We start from the raw sequence: 16402 nt of genomic DNA, 5'->3' as shown, positions 1-16402 counted from the left end.
TTATTTTGTTAACCGTTATCTGGTATATCATTGTTTCTGAACGTAAAATTTAGAATTGAAAGCTCTCATGATTAAGTCTTGAGAGTCTGTTTGTCAAAAAGGAGTGTAAGGTGCTTATGAGGAAGAAATTTTGGTTAGTGTGTATTTTGTTCATGATTTTGTTACTGAGTTCGTGTTCAAATAATGGGGGTTTGGAAGAGAGGGAGGTAGCTTCAACAATTGACACAGAACTAGTGACTAAAATAACAGGGGATTGGTTAGGAGATACTACGGCAAACTACCCAGCGCAAGGAAAGTTTACGATAGTGGAAAAAGGTGGGTATGTCTTCTTTGATGGTAACAAGCTACATGTTATAGATACAATAAATAACGAGATTCACACTCAGACAGACGGTGAAAAGCCGTTCTACTATGATTTTAAGCTGAATGATAACAAGTTGACAGTATACCCCTCTTATTCAGTACCAGAAGGGATGGCTGGAGGAAGTTTAGCCCCAATGGATTTGGTAAGAGATGATGAAAAGACAACTGATATTTCTACTTTGTACGGAGAATGGGTGTCGGTAGAGGAGTCAGAAACGTATTATATGTCAATCGAAAAAGTTTCTGATAACTCAATTAGGTATGCTGATAACTTGGAAAATACGGACAGTCAGATTTTAGAAATAGAAGAGGTATCAAGAGAGTCTGTAACTGCGTTAACAGAGGACGAAGCATCTTGTTATAGTTTTATTTTGTCTGATGAGAGTGATAAAATCACGGTTTTCATGGGAGTAAATCCAAGTTACTATGAAGGTAAAGGGGAAGAGAGTCCCACAGGTCTGTCTAAGCCGATTGTCTATAAGAAAGTTGTGAAATAGGTTGTAGAATGATTGCATATTCAGTTTTTTAGAAGAACGGCAGATGAATATTTTATAGGTTAGAAAAGGGGGACAAAACAATAAACTACTCTGAGTAGATAAGTTCCGACCTCCAAATGATGTCCATAGTATATTAGAGCTGTAGTTAGGGCTAGGGCATCTTTATTTATCGTTGTCGGGTTGCTTGACAGATTCAATTCTAAGACGCTTTCGTTAAAGCGCCTTAGAACGCAAAAAGAGATACGTTAGAAAGTGGAGCTAACAGTATAAGTAACATTCAGATGAGTAAAAAGAGGAATGCGGATAGCCTAGTTTAAGTCTCAGTAACGCTATAGTGTTCATAAACTTAATAGTTATTGACCACTAAACAGAACCTTGATATACCCATATTAATTAATGGTCTAAAACTATGGTCATTAAATGTTTGTATGTCAGGAGGATAAAAACGCTATTTGGGTACGCAAGAGATAGTACTATTTCTCAATCTTTAAAAGAGCAAACAGAGCAATTAATTAATGAAGGGGTAGACAAGAAAAATCTATTTAAAGAAAAATATACAGCAACTACAGCCGATAGAATCGAGTTTAAGAAGCTTTTAGAGAAAGTTAGAGAGAAGGACACAATCATTGTAACCAAGCTTGACCGCTTTGCTAGAAACACTCGTGAGGCTCTAGAAGTTATAGAACCATTGTTAGAGAGGAATATTACCATTAGGGTCTTAAACCTCGGCACAATAGAAAATACTCCCATGGGACGAATGATATTAAGAACTCTCCTATCAGTAGCAGAGATGGAGCGAGATATGATTGTAGAGCGCACTCAGGAGGGGAAAGCTTATGCTAAGAGGAATAATCCTAATTATAGAGAAGGACGTCCTAATGCTGTTATAACGCCTAAGAAGCAACATGCCTATAATCTGTTGATGGAAGGGAATAGTTATAAGCAGGTAGTTGAGATGACAGGATATAGTCAGAGTACTTTACAGAGAATTAAGAGACAAATTCAAACTACAAAATAGGGAGGATATATGTATAAATTGTTTGCAGATACAGAATGGGATTTATTTCAAAATATCATATCTAATAAAGATACTACTTATTGTAAATCTAGAAAAGAAAAAGAGTTGTTTAGTCAAGTTATGGAAGCTGATTGGAGAGATAATACTTCGAGTAGACCTGATTTTGTTTCTGATGAGCTAATGATTGAAATGTTTGAAATTGACGATATAGTAACAAAGAAAAAAGGCAAAAGTAATCCGCAAAGAAAAGCAGATGCACGTGCCAAAAGAACTGTGGAACAATTTATAGACGAGGTTTTTGGAGAAAATCATAGGGATGAATTTACTATAATAGCTAATGGTGATACCAGGTATAACCCAGAGGATGATTCGTTTACTCCTGATAACACAATAGACCATCACAACTACAATGCTTATATCCAAAATTTTCAACGAATATGTGAAAAACATTTAAACAGCGTCAGCGCATATAGAGAGAATTATCCAAATAAAAAGTTAGGGTTTGTAATATTTGATGAATCGACTTTCTATATACCTAATGGCAAAATTTCTAAATCTATGAAGAGTCGAGAGTTGCTTTATCTATTACCAGTGTATGATAAAAACTTTATGAAATTATTAGTTAAATCTGATGTTGATTTTGTTCTGTGGACATTTAATAATAAATATGTTTACACAAAAGATGACCCGCATGGTCAGGAGATAAAGTTACCTGATAAAGTATTCATCACTCGAAGTAATTTTTACACGAAAAATACTAGATACTTTATTCCTAGTGAGATGGAGTCTTTAGAAGTTTAGGGAGAGATGAGAAGAGGTGATATATATATGGTATAATATTAAAAAAATCGTAATGAAAGTCAGTGTAAGGGGTAGTTAGTATGAAGAACAAAATTGCTGGGGTGTCACTAAATTTTTCTCATATGAATTTTAAGAATATTGATTTAATATCGTTTGATTCTTATAATTCTTTGTTGGACTATGATATAGTAATTATTGATTTGGCAGGTATTTCATCAGAATATGATTATGATAAGGATTATAATGGGAGAGAACGATTATATTCTGGTAAGAGACGTTTATCAAACGATGATTCCTTTAAATTTTTATCTGATTTTAAAAGAAGAAAAGAAGAAATCAAAGATTTACTAGCTCTAGGAAAAACACTTTACATAATGCTCCCAGTCGAGTCTAGCTTCTATATTTATTCAGGAAAAAATGAATACTCAGGTACAGGTAAAAATCGGCAAAAGACCCATCTTGTATATGAAGTTAACATTTTAGATATTTTACCTATAAAATTAAATGTGACAACAGGTTTTGGTAGCAAATTGGCGTATTCAACTGACTCTCCGTATAGAATTTTGTTTGAAATCAAAGGTATGGAATACTATTATAATGCCTATTTTAGTTCTGAGGATAACGGAATCCCTGTTGCTTACATTACGAATACAGAAAAAAATATTTCTAAAGTATTCCCAATAAATGATGGACGCCTTATTGTTTTTCCATCCATATTTGATGAAGGAGACTATTCGAGTGAAAAAGAATATCGAAAAGTAATAAATAATTTCTTGCATACCATAGATGATTTAGAGGAGGAAATAAAAGTAAGTCTGGATGACTACTCTCTTCCAGAATGGGCTGATAAATATAATGTTTTAACCGAAAAAAATGAAAAAGAAAAAATTGAAGAACTGAATAAAGAAATAGAAAAATTAAAAATTGAAAAAGAAAAAACCGAAGCTAGATTAAATAGCATACAAAAATATAAACTTGCCTTTACTGCCTCGGGCAAGGAGTTAGAAACGATTATATATGAAATTTTTTCAGAATTAGGCTTTAAGAGTATGCCTATTGAACATAATCGAGCAGATGGGATTTTTGAATATGATGATTTAAAAATTGTAACTGAAATTAAAGGTGTCAATGGAAGCTCTGCTGAAAAACATGGTGCTCAATTAGAAAAGTGGGTATCGGAGTTTGTTGAAAAAGAAGGAACAATTCCTAAAGCTATACTAATTGTCAATGGTTTTAGAAAAAAAGACTTATCAGCTAGAAATGAAGCCGTTTTTCCCAATCAAATGATTGACTATTCTACCAAAAGAGAACATTGCCTAATTTCGACAGTTCAATTACTCGGAATTTTTATTGACGTGAAGAATAACCCTTCGAAAAAAGAAGAAATCATTACTAAGCTTTTAAACACAGTGGGTGTTTATTCTGAATATATGGATTTCAAAAAATTCCTATAAGTATGAGATAATACATGTATTAAATACGTACTAGTTAATGAGAAAGTATTGCGAAGTACAAGTGTTTCTAGTTAATAATACCACCTGTTTTAATTATCCATTGGATATTGACAAAGTGAAGTAAATCCTTTTATAATGACAGTACTTAGTTTTAGTTAAAACATGTTTAAAGTATTGGTATTACGCCTTTGAAACAGAAGATTCAACAATCTCTGATATCGCTGTAGCAACAAACGCTGGTCAAATCAAAACTGGTTCTCTATCACGTACAGACCGGATTGCTAAATACAACCAATTATTACGCATCGAAGACCAATTAGGTGACGTTGCTGAATACAAAGGTTTGAAATCTTTCTACAACTTAAAAAACAAATAATTTTTAATTAACTGTTATTTAAATCCCTGCTGATGAGTCAGCAGGGATTTTTTTATTTGTTTAGAGAAATACTAGTCTTGCCTGCAATCAAAAAAAAAACGAGCGAACTTAACCAATGTTTTTAGAAAAAAACATACTTAGAGCAGAATTACATAGTGCAATTTAGTTAAATATTTGCTAGTATATTGTTGCTAATAAAATTTTATAAATTGTTATTTTAAATGGAAGCGTTTTTTGCGGAAAAATAAAATAAGAGCGTTTTCTTTTATGAATAGTTAAGTTTAAAAACAAAGTAGCGATTGGATGTTTTAGAAAAGAGGGATTGTCAGATGGGAAATTTAGCGAGAGGTAGCGTGCGCATAGGGGAATTGATTTTGTTTGTCGCAAAGTTACAATTATTTTGGGTGGTGAGTGTCCTGCGCTTGGGAATTATCACGGGGATATTTCCTAGCACCGCTGCGGTTTTAGAATACTTTTACAAAGGCTTTAGGGATTTGGAGGCCGTAGCCATTCTCAAGGAGAAGGCTTTTTTTGCCGTGAGCAAAGGCCATTTTAAAGGCGCAAATTATTTAGGTTTTATCAGTGTCTTGATAGGCTTAATTTTATATGTTGATTGGCGCATCAGCAGTGTCTTTATTGAAAATCGCTTTTTTCAGATAGCCCTCTTCTTATTTATCAGTTTAGTTGTGATGACGTTGATTTACCTGCTGCCTTGTTATGTTCGCTATCAAATGCCTTTAAGGGATTATTTCAAGCAGGCTTTCTTTTTAATGCTTTGCAGTATTCCTAATTCCTTCGCGATTTTCTTAGGCTCAACTTTAATCATCATACTGTTTATGATGTTTCCTGTCTTTTCTTTAGCGCCTGTACCATTGTTGATGTTACCAACCGCTTGGTTCAGTCATCAAGCTATGCTGCGTTTAGAAAAGCATAGTCAGGCAGCATAAGGAGTACCATTGGCTGGCTAAGTTAGTTACTCAGCTGGGAGAAAAAGTGAAGGCGGGGAATGCAACATGCGCGCAAGCTTGCAGATGATTTATTCAAAGTTAAATAAAAAATTTTTACTTTCCTACATAACAGTTTTTTTGTTTCCTTTTTTAATTTTGTCAGGAATTTTAATTTGGCAGGTAGTTTCTCAGACGAAGTTGAAAATTGAAAGCACAAATAATGAGGGCTTGACTCAGGTCTATGCCAGTCTTGAGGAGCATTTTAAAAAGTTAAATACGATTTCTTTAGATATGTCGATTAATCCCAGCGTGAGTAAAAAAGTTGAGTTGCAGCCTTTAGAAGCGATGGCTTATGAAGAGGAGCTGCAACGGTATGTGCTTTTTTCAGATATTGCAGAGGATATTTATATCACCTACGACAATCAGGAGAAGGTTTTCTCAAATGTTGGAACAATGGAGATTAGCACATTACTTTCTCAGCGGTTAAAAAATCAGGGAATTGACAGCTTGGCCTTCAGGAAAAATTTAGTCTCTGAAGAGCCTGTTCTGGCGGCTTTTGCCAGTGAGCCGCAAAATCTTTATTATTTTGTTCCTTTTGTTTTTAGTGGTGTCAAAATAGGAAAAATTGTGTTTGCCATCCCAACAACCGGCCTTAGTCAACGGGTCTTAGTGCCTTTTCAAAAACCAGAGCAAAACTATTTGATGACTTTGAATCAGCAAACAATTTCGACAACTTTTAACGAGTCTGAAACAGTAAGCAGTGCTTATTTTTCTCAGTCAAAAACAGTGGCAGATGTCGGTTTGCAGATTGAATCATTGGTGCCTGAAGCAGTTTTTAACCGGGAGGTGTGGAAGGTCGTGCTACTGGTCATCGCCTGCTTGCTGATTTTATTTTTGAGCGGCATTGGGGTAGTGATTTATTATGGTCACCGCCAATATGAACCGGTATATCGTTTGAATAGATTGTACCGTTATATTGCCAAATGCAATCAAACTGAGGAAAAGGAAATTCAATTTGATGAGGTAGGCGATTTTCTCTTTCAGCAGTCGATTTTGGTGGATGCAACCAAAAAAGAAATCCAGCAAATCCGCGATGAGAGCTTTTGGAAACAGATTTTAAAAGGTGACTTGCCAGACTTAGGAGCTATCCAAAAAGAGCTCAAGTTGATTGGAAAAAAAATAGACCTCGAACATGCCTATCTTCTAGGAATCACGTCGACTGACTTTTCTAAAAAGGCGGACATCAATCTTCAAACAAAATCCCTACTGACAAATCTCTTTCCTTATACAGATGTGATGTATCAGGCGGAATGTATTGAGTTAACTCATCTCAAGCAATTTGTTTTTATTATAGAACTGAATTCTTCTGAGAAAACGGAGTCGTCACTGGAAGAGGGTAAAGAGGACTTTCGTCAAGTTCTAAATAAAGAGCTGAATACGACTTTGTCATTGACCTTTAGCAATCAAGCTACCAAAATTGAAGGACTAAACCTGAATTATATTTCTTTAATGGCGCAAATTGAGCATCAACAAGAGCTTAACCAATCGGCCACTCTTGATCAAAATAGTCATTTCGCCTATCCCGAACAAGCCGTGCTAACTTTAAAACAAGCCATCAAAGTTGGCAGTAGCGCTGCAATTGAAAAAATCATTGCTGATATTGTTCAAAATGAGAAGTCCATGCAAATTTCTTTTTTCATGCGTCAGTCCTATTATCACTATGTCCTGCGCCAATTGCTTTTAATGAAGGAAGAGGCACAGCTATCCGGTGATTTCTATTATCAAAATGCGACGATTGAGCTTGCGACGATTGAAAAAGAGCTGTCGCTTGTCGCATTGGAGCTGAGTAACGGCTTTGCTAAAGAGGTTGCAGCCTATGAAAAAGCTGTTGATCAAGAAATTTTACAGACAATTCATGAAAACTTTATGCGGCCTAGCTTTTCATTGGAGGAACTGGCAATCAAATTTGGAGTCTCGCTATCCAAGATGAGCATCATGGTCAAAAATGAAGCCAAAGTCAGCTTTAGCAAATATGTGCAGGCTCTGCGGATTGAACGAGTGAAGCAAGAATTATTGGAGACTTCAAAACCAGTAAAAGAAATCATCACAGATGTCGGCTACCACGATATTGCGAATTTTACCCGTAAATTTAGGGAAGAAGTCGGTGTGCCTCCGGGCCAATTTAGGAAAATATTTGAAAAAAAAACTGATCAAATGGAGGTCTCCCCGTGAAAAAAAAATACGGCTTATTTCTACTTGCGTTAATCATGCTCATACCATTAATTATGGCTTACACTGAGAAGTCTACCGAAATTGTCGCTGGAAAAACCACCAGTCAGCTGACAGAGCAGGCGAATCCGGTAGCGCAGGCGGCTCAAGAATTGTTATTAAAAAATCTTGAATGTGCGAATCAAAAGGATGTAGCAGGTTATGTTCAAACATTAGTTCCTGAGGCCCGAACGGCAACAACAGCTGAAATGACAACTTTTTTTGCTGAATATGATGTTGAAAACACATTGCAATCCTTTGAAATGTTGAAACTAGCAGACAATCATATGCTGGTTGAAACCAAGATTAAATCAATTAACCAAGATCCTCAGCAAAAGGACTATCGTGACCATATAGCGACTGCCAATCAAACCTTTGTTTTTGTAGATGGACAATGGCTCATTCAACAGGCGGTGATGATTGAAACGGATTTTCTAAATTAAGTATAATAGTTTCCTCTTGCATTGAGAAAAGGTCTGACATAATTTTAGCAAAAGTAGCTGACTTGGTAACTGTTTTCCCGCTATTGATTTTTTAATGGGAGAAAAGAGCGGGGCAACAGTCTAGTCAATCCAAGCCTACTACTTTAGTAAAATGATGTCCGGACTTTTTTTGTTTGACTAGCCTGCCATTATACAAAGGCAGCATGAGAAAGTGTTGAAAAAGGTTAAGAAAAGCATTTTATTCCGCTATGTAAAAATTTTTAGGGGAATTTTATCGGGGAAAAGCCTTTATTTTAAAGCGTTTTCAATAAAATTCTTCAAAAAACTCACATATTTCTTTTTTTAAATAAAGGGCTTACACTGAGGTCACTGATTAACACCGGTCAAGATTTTCAGTACTTTATTTTAATGTGTAGTATAAGGGGGAGGTTTTATGCAGGCTGTTAGTAAAACAAGACAAAAGAAAAGTGTTAAAACTAAAAAGAGACTAACCTGGGCCCATCTAAAAAATAGTTGGCAGCTCTATGTCTTTTTAATTCCAGCATTTTTGTTTTTTCTTATTTTTTGTTACGGTCCGATGTATGGCATTATTATTGCCTGGAAAGATTATCAACCAGCCTTGGGGATTCTTGGTAGTCCGGTGGGTCGGTTGGAAATACTTTCAACAATTTTTTGATTCCTATTTCTTCTGGGATTTAATCAAAAATACTTTAGGAATCAGTGTCTATAGTTTAATTGTTGGTTTTCCACTGCCAATTATTTTAGCGCTATCCTTAAATGAGATGAAGGACGGCTTTGGGAAAAAGTTTGCCCAAACGGTTACCTACGCACCTAATTTCATTTCTGTGGTGGTAATCGTCGGGATGATGTTCGCCTTTTTGTCACCGTCAACAGGTATTTTGGTTCACTTCTTAGAGTTCATAGGGATTGAAGGGGTTCACTTCATGGAAGACCCTAAGTGGTTTAAGACCATGTATGTTTTAAGTAATGTCTGGCAAACGACTGGCTGGAGCTCAGTGATTTACATGGCGGCTCTCTCTGGTGTCGATACACAATTACATGAAGCGGCCACCATTGATGGTGCTTCAAGAATTCAGCGGGCTTGGCACATAAACTTGCCGACCATTTTACCAACGATAATCATCCTGTTAATCATGAGTATGGGAAATTTATTGAGTGTTGGGTTTGAAAAAATTATTTTGATGCAAAATCCTTTGAATATGACATCCAGCGATGTAATCTCAACCTTCGTCTATCGGGCCGGTTTATTAAATGGTCAATATAGTTTTGCGACAGCAGTCGGAGTTTTCAATTCGGTGATTAATGCGCTGATTTTAATCACGGTAAATAGTATTACTAAGCGGCTGACGGAGCATTCATTATGGTAAAGCGAAGGGGGAAAGTCAATGAATACTAAAACTATCAAAATGGGGACCGGCGATCGCGTTTTTGTAGCCTTCAACTACTTGTTTGTGATAATAGCGACTTTAATCGTCTTATATCCCCTAGTTTATATTATCAGTGCGTCAGTCAGTGATCCGGCAGCCGTTAATGCCGGGGAGATGTAGCTCTTGCCGAAGGGATTTACATTAGAAGGCTATCAGAAAATTTTTAACAACCAAGATATTTGGATGGGCTATAAAAATACTATTATTTATACCGTCTTGAGTGTGATTGTCAATCTATGTGTGACATTGCCGTGCGCCTATGCACTTAGCCGCCCTGAATTATTTGGGAAAAACTTTTTTGTCAAATTTATTATGGTGACGATGTTTGTTTCCGGCGGAATGATTCCGACATATCTGCTAGTAAAATCTTTAGGCATGATTAACACTATGTGGGCGCTGATAATTCCGTCAGCGGCGTCAGTTTACAATATTGTTGTCGCCCGTTCCTTTTTCCAATCCAATATTCCTAGAGAAATTGAAGAGGCGGCGATTGTCGACGGCTGTAATGATTTCCGGATTTTCTTTCAAATTGTAATCCCGCTGTCAGCTCCAATTATTGCTGTTATGGCTTTATTCGTTGGTGTAGCTCGCTGGAATGGTTTTTATGATGCCTTAATTTATTTATCTGATCGTGGCAAATATCCATTGCAGATGATTTTACGGGAATTATTAATTTTACAAGATTTGTCTTCAAATCAAGTGGCCGGTGGAGAGGCTCAGCAAAGTACCCTTGAAGCTTTGTATCGAAAACAACAGTTGGTAGCGATTATTAAATATGGTGTGATGATTGTGTCCACCTTGCCTGTGATTATTGTCTACCCATTTTTACAACGTTATTTTGTTAAAGGAGTCATGGTTGGCTCATTAAAGGGATAAAATTAAAAGAGAAGGGAAACAGCTCAATGAAAAAAGTAGTTTTAGTTTGTGGCATGGTCTTAGCATTATTTAGTATGGGGGCCTGTAATGGCGGCGAGGAGGCAGCAACAGGTTCGGATTTAACCGTTGCTAAAGAAGGTTTTCCGATTGTCGATGAAAAATTAGAGATGAGTTTTTTTGCGCCGAACGTTGGTTCTAGTTCCTTTGACAAAATGGCGCTGATGACCGATTACTCTGATATGAGTAATGTTTTTTGGACTTACACAACACCGCCAGATGCCGATTTAGCCACAAAGCTCAATTTGGCTTTTGCCTCAGGCGATATTCAAGATGTTTTATTTGCTTCAAAATTAACGAAGGTTCAGGAGATTCAATATGGCGGCAATACCCTGTTGCCGTTGGATGAGTATATTGATGGTGGCTATGCGCCAAATATCAAGAAGATTTTAGATGCTTTCCCTGAATTAAGAAATTCTTTGACAACACCAGATGGCCACATTTATTCATTGCCAATGCTGTCAGGGAAATATAATATAGAAGATGCAGAATTTGCTAGCCAATCAGTTTTCCCAAGCGGTCCAATCTGGTACAATGGCGAGTGGCTGGATAATTTAGGAGTGACAGAGCTGCCGAAAACGACTGACGAGTTTTATGACTTATTAGTTCGTTTCCGGGATGAAGATCCCAACGGCAATGGTCAACAGGATGAAGTTCCGCTGTCATCATCAAAAATCACCTCTTTAAGACCGTGGATGATGTGGGCCTTTGGTGTCTTACAGCAGGAACAACAAGTTATCGACGATCAAGTGAGTTATGGCGCTGCTACTGAAAATTATCGTGCTTATTTAGAATATATGAACAAATTATACTCAGACAACTTATTAGACGCCGAAGTATTTTCTCAATCAGATGACCAGAAAAAGGCTAAAGGCAACAATAATCAATTGGGGGCCTTCACGGACTGGTTTAGTTTCTTTACCACAAATCGCACACAGGAAGATGCCGTCAATGATCCGATGTTTCAACCGTTAACCTCTCCGGAATCTCCAGAAACCGTCGTGTCGACAACTGATGGTGTTTCAACAGGAGCCTTCGCCATCACGAGTCAAGCGGCTAATCCAGAAGCAGCGATTCGCTGGGTGGATTATTTTTATAGTGATGAAGGCAGCCGGTACTTAAACACTGGTCCAGATGAAGAAAAAGGTGGCTACTGGCATTGGGAGACAAATGACAGCGGCGAAGAAGTTCGTGTGCGCAATGAAGGGATTACCGCCGACAACGCCGAAGAAGAGCGCTCTAAAGTGACCCCCGATTACGGCACCGTACCGCCAAAAGTCGCTTCGGCACCGGCAATTGTTTTAGGGGATAAAAATGATTCCAATGAAGCGGATGCTTTTCAGCAGTTTGTCAATCAAGAAACGGCTGAAAAAACCGGCCCTTACGAAGTGGTCGGTTGGCCAACACTTTATATTTCAAAAGAAGAGCAAGATGAGTTAGGGTCTTCTTTACAGGCAGATTTATTATCTTATGTTGAACAAATGGAAGCAAAATTTATCACCGGTCAAGAGACCTTAAATGATGCCAGCTGGCAAAATTATTTAGACACCTTGTCTTCAATTGGTGTAGAAAAATTTGTTGATGTCCATCAAAGAGCCTACGACCGTTGGAATAACCAATAAAATCATTACTTAAAACAAAAGAATCCACGAGCTTAATCTGCTTTTAAGCAGGATTAGGCCTCGTGGATTTTTGAAAGAAGGGCAATAAATGACAAATTACCAACAGGCCGAGCGGGGTGTCTTATTAGATATGGGTCGCAAATTTTGGCCAAAAGCTAAAATTTTAACGCTATTGAAAATAATGGAACAAAATGGCTTCAATATGCTGCAGCTACATTTTTCAGATAATCTTGGTTTTCGCATTGAAAGTAAACAATTTCCGCAAATTGTTTCAGAAGAATATTTGACGCAGCTGGAGGTCAAAGAGATTATCGCCGCAGCGACAGAAAAGGGCATTGAGATTGTGCCGGATTTTGACACGCCGGGACATTTGAATCAAATTTTAAAGGATTTTCCTAATTTGGCTTTAAAGAAAAAAACAGCTGCCGGTTTAGAACCAGATATCTGGGCGTTAGATATTACCAATGAAACCGCAATTACTTTTGCTTTTGCGATTTATCAAGAATATTTAAGCTTGTTCTCTACAAGCCGGTACTTTCACATTGGTGCCGATGAATTTATTGATTTTTCCCAGGTGGACTTATATCCTCAGCTGGCGGAGACAGCCAAAGCTCGTTATGGAGAGGAAGCCAGTGGTTTAGAAATTTATGTCGATTATGTTAATCGTCTGGCGGCTTTGATCAAAGAACATGGAAAAACTGCTAGAATTTGGAATGACGGCTTTTATCGATTGGACCGCCACTCTTTAATTGAGCTGACAGCTGATGTCGAGGTGACCTATTGGACCCGTTGGCATCAGGGGATGGCACCGTTGGAAACGTGGTTAAAAAAAGGTTATCGGGTGTTGAATTTCAATGATAATTATTTCTATTTTGTTTTTGGTGAGGCTGCAAACTATACTTATCCCACCGCTGAAAAAATCCAAACCAATTGGCAGATTGAAACCTTTGCTTCTGATCAAGTGATTGATGAGAGTGATAAAAAACAAGTCTTAGGAACTTATTTTTCGATTTGGGCAGATATTCCATCAGCATTAAGTTGTGATGAGGTATTAGCAAAAGTTGAGCCGATTTTAGCGGCGATGCAGCAAAAATTAAAGGCGGATAGCTGAGCTTCAAGTTTTTATCAGTATCAGAGTTTATGCACGGTCTATTTAAAAAAGAGGTTTTCTAATATTTTTGAGAAGCTGTATGTGCAGCCGGTGTTGGAATAACCTTTGGAGCATTAATAAAACGAATATCAGCCCATTACTTCCTGTTTGCTAAAAAGCGACGGGAAGTTTTTTTATGTTTAAATTTCAACATATAGTAATTTTAAAGCGATAGCCTATACTAATCTTAAAGCAATAAAAATAAAGTAAAGAGGTAGAATCTGTGAAAATTTTTCCGGAAAATTTTTTATGGGGAGCAGCGGCGAGTGCGCCACAAACTGAAGGAGCAGCTTTACTCGCAGGAAAGAGCCCCTCAACTTGGGATAAATGGTTTGAACTAGAACCAGCACGTTTCAATCAGAATCAAGGTCCCTCAATTACCAGTGATGTTTATCATCGATATGAAGAAGATATTTTATTGATGAAGGCAATCGGAATGAACTCTTACCGCACTTCGATTGCTTGGACCCGCCTGTTACCTGATGGTAAAACAATTAATCCTGAAGCGGTAGCCTTTTATCGAGATTATTTTACAAAAATGAAAGCGGCTGGCGTTGAGCCAATTGTTAACTTATTTCATTTTGATTTACCCTGGTGGCTAATGGAAAAAGGCGGCTGGGAAAATCGTGAATCGGTAGACGCTTTCGCTTTCTATGCCAAGACCGCTTTTTTGGAATTTGGTGATCTTGTTGAAAAGTGGACCACCTTTAATGAACCCATTGTTCATATTGAGTGCGGCTATCTAGGGCAGCATCACTACCCCGGAAAAAGTAATTTCAAACTAGCGGTTCAGGTTGGCTATCATACATTGATGGCCCATGTTTATGCTGTTGAAGCGTTTCGAGCTGCTCAAATTGAAGCTGGGCAAATCGGGATAATTCTAAATATTTCACCGGCCTATCCAAAGAGTGATGCGCCTGAGGATTTAGCAGCCAAGGAATTTGCTGACAACTTGAATATTTTTAGTTTTCTAGATCCCGCTGTCTTAGGGACAGTACCGACTAAGTTAAAGGATATGCTCAAAGAACATAACTTATTGCCAGTTAGTTTAGCTGGCGATGAAAAAGCCATTGCCGACTTTACTGTTGATTTTGTTGGGATGAATTATTATCAACCATTGCGGGTCCAAGCAGCTGTCAAGCCACGTTTTCCGGCTCAAGATCGCAGTGACTTTTACAATTCATATCTGTGGCCTAACAGACGGATGAATACTTATCGTGGTTGGGAAATTTATCCGGAAGCCCTCTATGATGTAGCAATTTTAATGAAGGAAAAATATTTAAATATCCCTTGGTATGTTTCTGAGAATGGGATGGGGGTTGCTGAAGAAGAAAGGTTTATCAACGAAGCAGGGCAAATTCAAGATGATTATCGAATTGATTTTTTGAAAGAGCATTTGGCGCAGCTGCATAAAGGAATTGCCGCTGGCAGTAATTGCTTCGGCTATCATATGTGGACTTTTGTCGATTGTTGGAGTTGGCTCAATGGCTATCGCAATCGGTATGGCTTTTATCGGGTTGACCTAGAAAACGACGGTCAACGCAGTCTGAAAAAAAGTGGCGAATGGTTTCACCAAATAATTGAAAACAATGGAGGAGTGTTATGACAATCAGAGAGGATATCGAAGAAAATCTGCAAACAGCCCAAGAGGACTATCAGCAATTATCAGAAACTATTCGAAAAAAGCTAGCTTGGTTTCAAGACCAAAAAGTTGGCGTAATTTTCCATTGGGGACTTTATAGTGAAGCGGGCGTTGTTGAAAGCTGGCAGCTCTCAAAAGCAGATGATTGGGCCCGCAAAAAACCATGGCGCAAGGATTTAAAAACTTTGAGGGAAGATTATTGGGGATTAAATCAAGTGTTCAATCCTATTAATTTTGATCCTCAGGACTGGGCTGGAAAATGCCGGGCAGCGGGTTTCCGTTATGTGCTCTTTACTACGAAGCATCATGATGGTTTCAATATGTATGACACACAGGAAAGCGAATATAAAATCACGGCGAACAGCTCTCCTTTTTATCAAAATGAAAATGCCGATATTTTTGGAGCCGTTATGGAAAGTTTCCAAAAGGCCGGCATTGCGACAGGGGCCTATTATTCTAAGGCGGATTGGCATTGTCCATTTTATTGGGTGCCGGGTGAAGTTGCGGCAGGGCGCCAAGCCAGCTATTCGCCGAAGGAAAATCCAGCAATGTGGCATCGCTTTGAAACTTTTGTTGGCCATCAATTGCAGGAAATTTGCACGAACTATGGTCCAATCGAGATTCTGTGGTTGGATGCCGGCTGGGTAAATAGCGGCCAAGAACAATTGAACATGAAAAAAATTGTTGGAGAATTACGGAAAAGGCAACCAGATATGCTAGTCGTCGACCGGACGATTGGTGGCGAATTTGAAAATTATGTCACACCGGAAAGAAAAATTCCTGAGGTTGCGCCACTGAAGGCGTGGGAAAGCAATATTCCGTTTGCTAAAAACTGGGGCTATGTTCCTAACGACGTGTATAAGCCTTTTTCGGAAATTTTAGAAACTCTGTTAAAAATAGTCAGTCTTGGCGGCAATGTCATTTTTGGGGTGGGGCCGAAACCCGATGGCACACTACCTAAGCAAGCAGAAATATTAATGGACAAACTTGGCAGCTTTTTAAATAACTACGGTGAAGGGATTTATGGTACTAGAGCTGTTCCAAACTTAGTTGTTGAAGGTTGGTATTTCACAAAAAAAGCGCAGGCAATTTATGCTTTTTCATTGGTTCCAGAAAAGCGAACAGTCACACTAGATACTAGCTATCTAAAAGAGTTATTTTCTGTAACAGAGGCAGAGCATTTAAAAACTGGCGTAAAAATTGATTTTGAAAATCCCTACCTCTCCTTTTCCAATCAACAAGAAGTCATAGCACTTAAATTTTCTTTGTCAAAGTCAGCGAACTAGAGAAATACATGTTAAGCAGCTTAGAAGAAATCGTTTTTTGATTTCTTCTAGGCTGCTTTTTAAAATGGATACTAAATTTGCTAACAATTTCAAGGAGTTTGGAGCGAATACTTCTGTTCGTTTATGGTAGGATAATCATAATCTTAAAACTTGT

The 16402-nt window shown here is 37.8% G+C and carries 13 protein-coding genes and 2 pseudogenes; all 15 read left to right on the top strand.

Going from position 1 to position 16402, the window contains the following annotated elements:
- The first annotated feature begins 116 nt into the window (after positions 1–116).
- The 15 genes and pseudogenes from ACYSNU_RS13880 to ACYSNU_RS13810 all read left to right on the top strand — a co-directional run bounded on the left by ACYSNU_RS13880 (position 117) and on the right by ACYSNU_RS13810 (position 16248).
- On the top strand, positions 117–860 hold the full coding sequence (locus ACYSNU_RS13880) for a hypothetical protein (protein ID WP_461737791.1): 744 nt from the start codon (positions 117–119) through the stop codon (positions 858–860).
- A 409-nt stretch (positions 861–1269) separates the two neighbouring features.
- Positions 1270–1878, top strand: coding sequence for a recombinase family protein (locus ACYSNU_RS13875; protein ID WP_461737790.1), 609 nt, complete (start codon positions 1270–1272; stop codon positions 1876–1878).
- Positions 1879–1887: 9 nt separating this feature from the next.
- On the top strand, positions 1888–2679 hold the full coding sequence (locus ACYSNU_RS13870) for a hypothetical protein (protein ID WP_461737789.1): 792 nt from the start codon (positions 1888–1890) through the stop codon (positions 2677–2679).
- 80 nt (positions 2680–2759) lie between these two features.
- Positions 2760–4133, top strand: coding sequence for a hypothetical protein (locus ACYSNU_RS13865; protein WP_461737788.1), 1374 nt, complete (start codon positions 2760–2762; stop codon positions 4131–4133).
- A gap of 190 nt (positions 4134–4323) precedes the next feature.
- Positions 4324–4509, top strand: a pseudogene (eno, locus tag ACYSNU_RS13860) (phosphopyruvate hydratase); the annotation flags it as partial.
- Between the two features lie 329 nt (positions 4510–4838).
- Entirely contained in the window at positions 4839–5456 is a 618-nt protein-coding gene (locus tag ACYSNU_RS13855) for a YesL family protein (RefSeq protein WP_461737787.1), read from the top strand.
- Positions 5457–5522: 66 nt separating this feature from the next.
- The gene (locus ACYSNU_RS13850) at positions 5523–7688 is read left to right on the top strand and encodes a helix-turn-helix domain-containing protein (RefSeq protein ID WP_461737786.1); all 2166 of its coding nucleotides are present in this window, start codon (positions 5523–5525) and stop codon (positions 7686–7688) included.
- Positions 7685–8167, top strand: coding sequence for a hypothetical protein (locus ACYSNU_RS13845; protein ID WP_461737785.1), 483 nt, complete (start codon positions 7685–7687; stop codon positions 8165–8167). The genes ACYSNU_RS13850 and ACYSNU_RS13845 overlap by 4 nt, the downstream gene beginning before the upstream one ends.
- A gap of 433 nt (positions 8168–8600) precedes the next feature.
- Positions 8601–9555 (top strand): annotated as a pseudogene (locus ACYSNU_RS13840) (ABC transporter permease).
- A gap of 18 nt (positions 9556–9573) precedes the next feature.
- Positions 9574–9735 (top strand): hypothetical protein, encoded by a 162-nt coding sequence (locus tag ACYSNU_RS13835; RefSeq protein ID WP_461737784.1) that lies wholly within the window; start codon positions 9574–9576, stop codon positions 9733–9735.
- A gap of 3 nt (positions 9736–9738) precedes the next feature.
- Positions 9739–10491 carry a carbohydrate ABC transporter permease gene (locus ACYSNU_RS13830; protein WP_461737783.1) on the top strand — a complete coding sequence of 251 codons (753 nt, stop codon included), beginning with the start codon at positions 9739–9741 and terminating at the stop codon, positions 10489–10491.
- Positions 10492–10517: 26 nt separating this feature from the next.
- Complete coding sequence (locus ACYSNU_RS13825) at positions 10518–12170, top strand: extracellular solute-binding protein (RefSeq protein ID WP_461737782.1); 1653 nt, start codon at positions 10518–10520, stop codon at positions 12168–12170.
- Positions 12171–12258: 88 nt separating this feature from the next.
- Entirely contained in the window at positions 12259–13281 is a 1023-nt protein-coding gene (locus ACYSNU_RS13820) for a family 20 glycosylhydrolase (RefSeq protein WP_461737781.1), read from the top strand.
- A 262-nt stretch (positions 13282–13543) separates the two neighbouring features.
- Positions 13544–14926 (top strand): glycoside hydrolase family 1 protein, encoded by a 1383-nt coding sequence (locus ACYSNU_RS13815; protein ID WP_461737780.1) that lies wholly within the window; start codon positions 13544–13546, stop codon positions 14924–14926.
- Positions 14923–16248: an alpha-L-fucosidase gene (locus ACYSNU_RS13810; protein ID WP_461737779.1), complete on the top strand. Its 1326-nt coding sequence runs from the start codon at positions 14923–14925 to the stop codon at positions 16246–16248. The genes ACYSNU_RS13815 and ACYSNU_RS13810 overlap by 4 nt, the downstream gene beginning before the upstream one ends.
- Positions 16249–16402: the final 154 nt, after the last annotated feature.

Source organism: Enterococcus sp. LJL120, assembly GCF_054871765.1.
The sequence above is the reverse complement of the archived record's forward strand: the minus strand, read 5'-3'. Positions and strand labels throughout refer to the sequence as shown.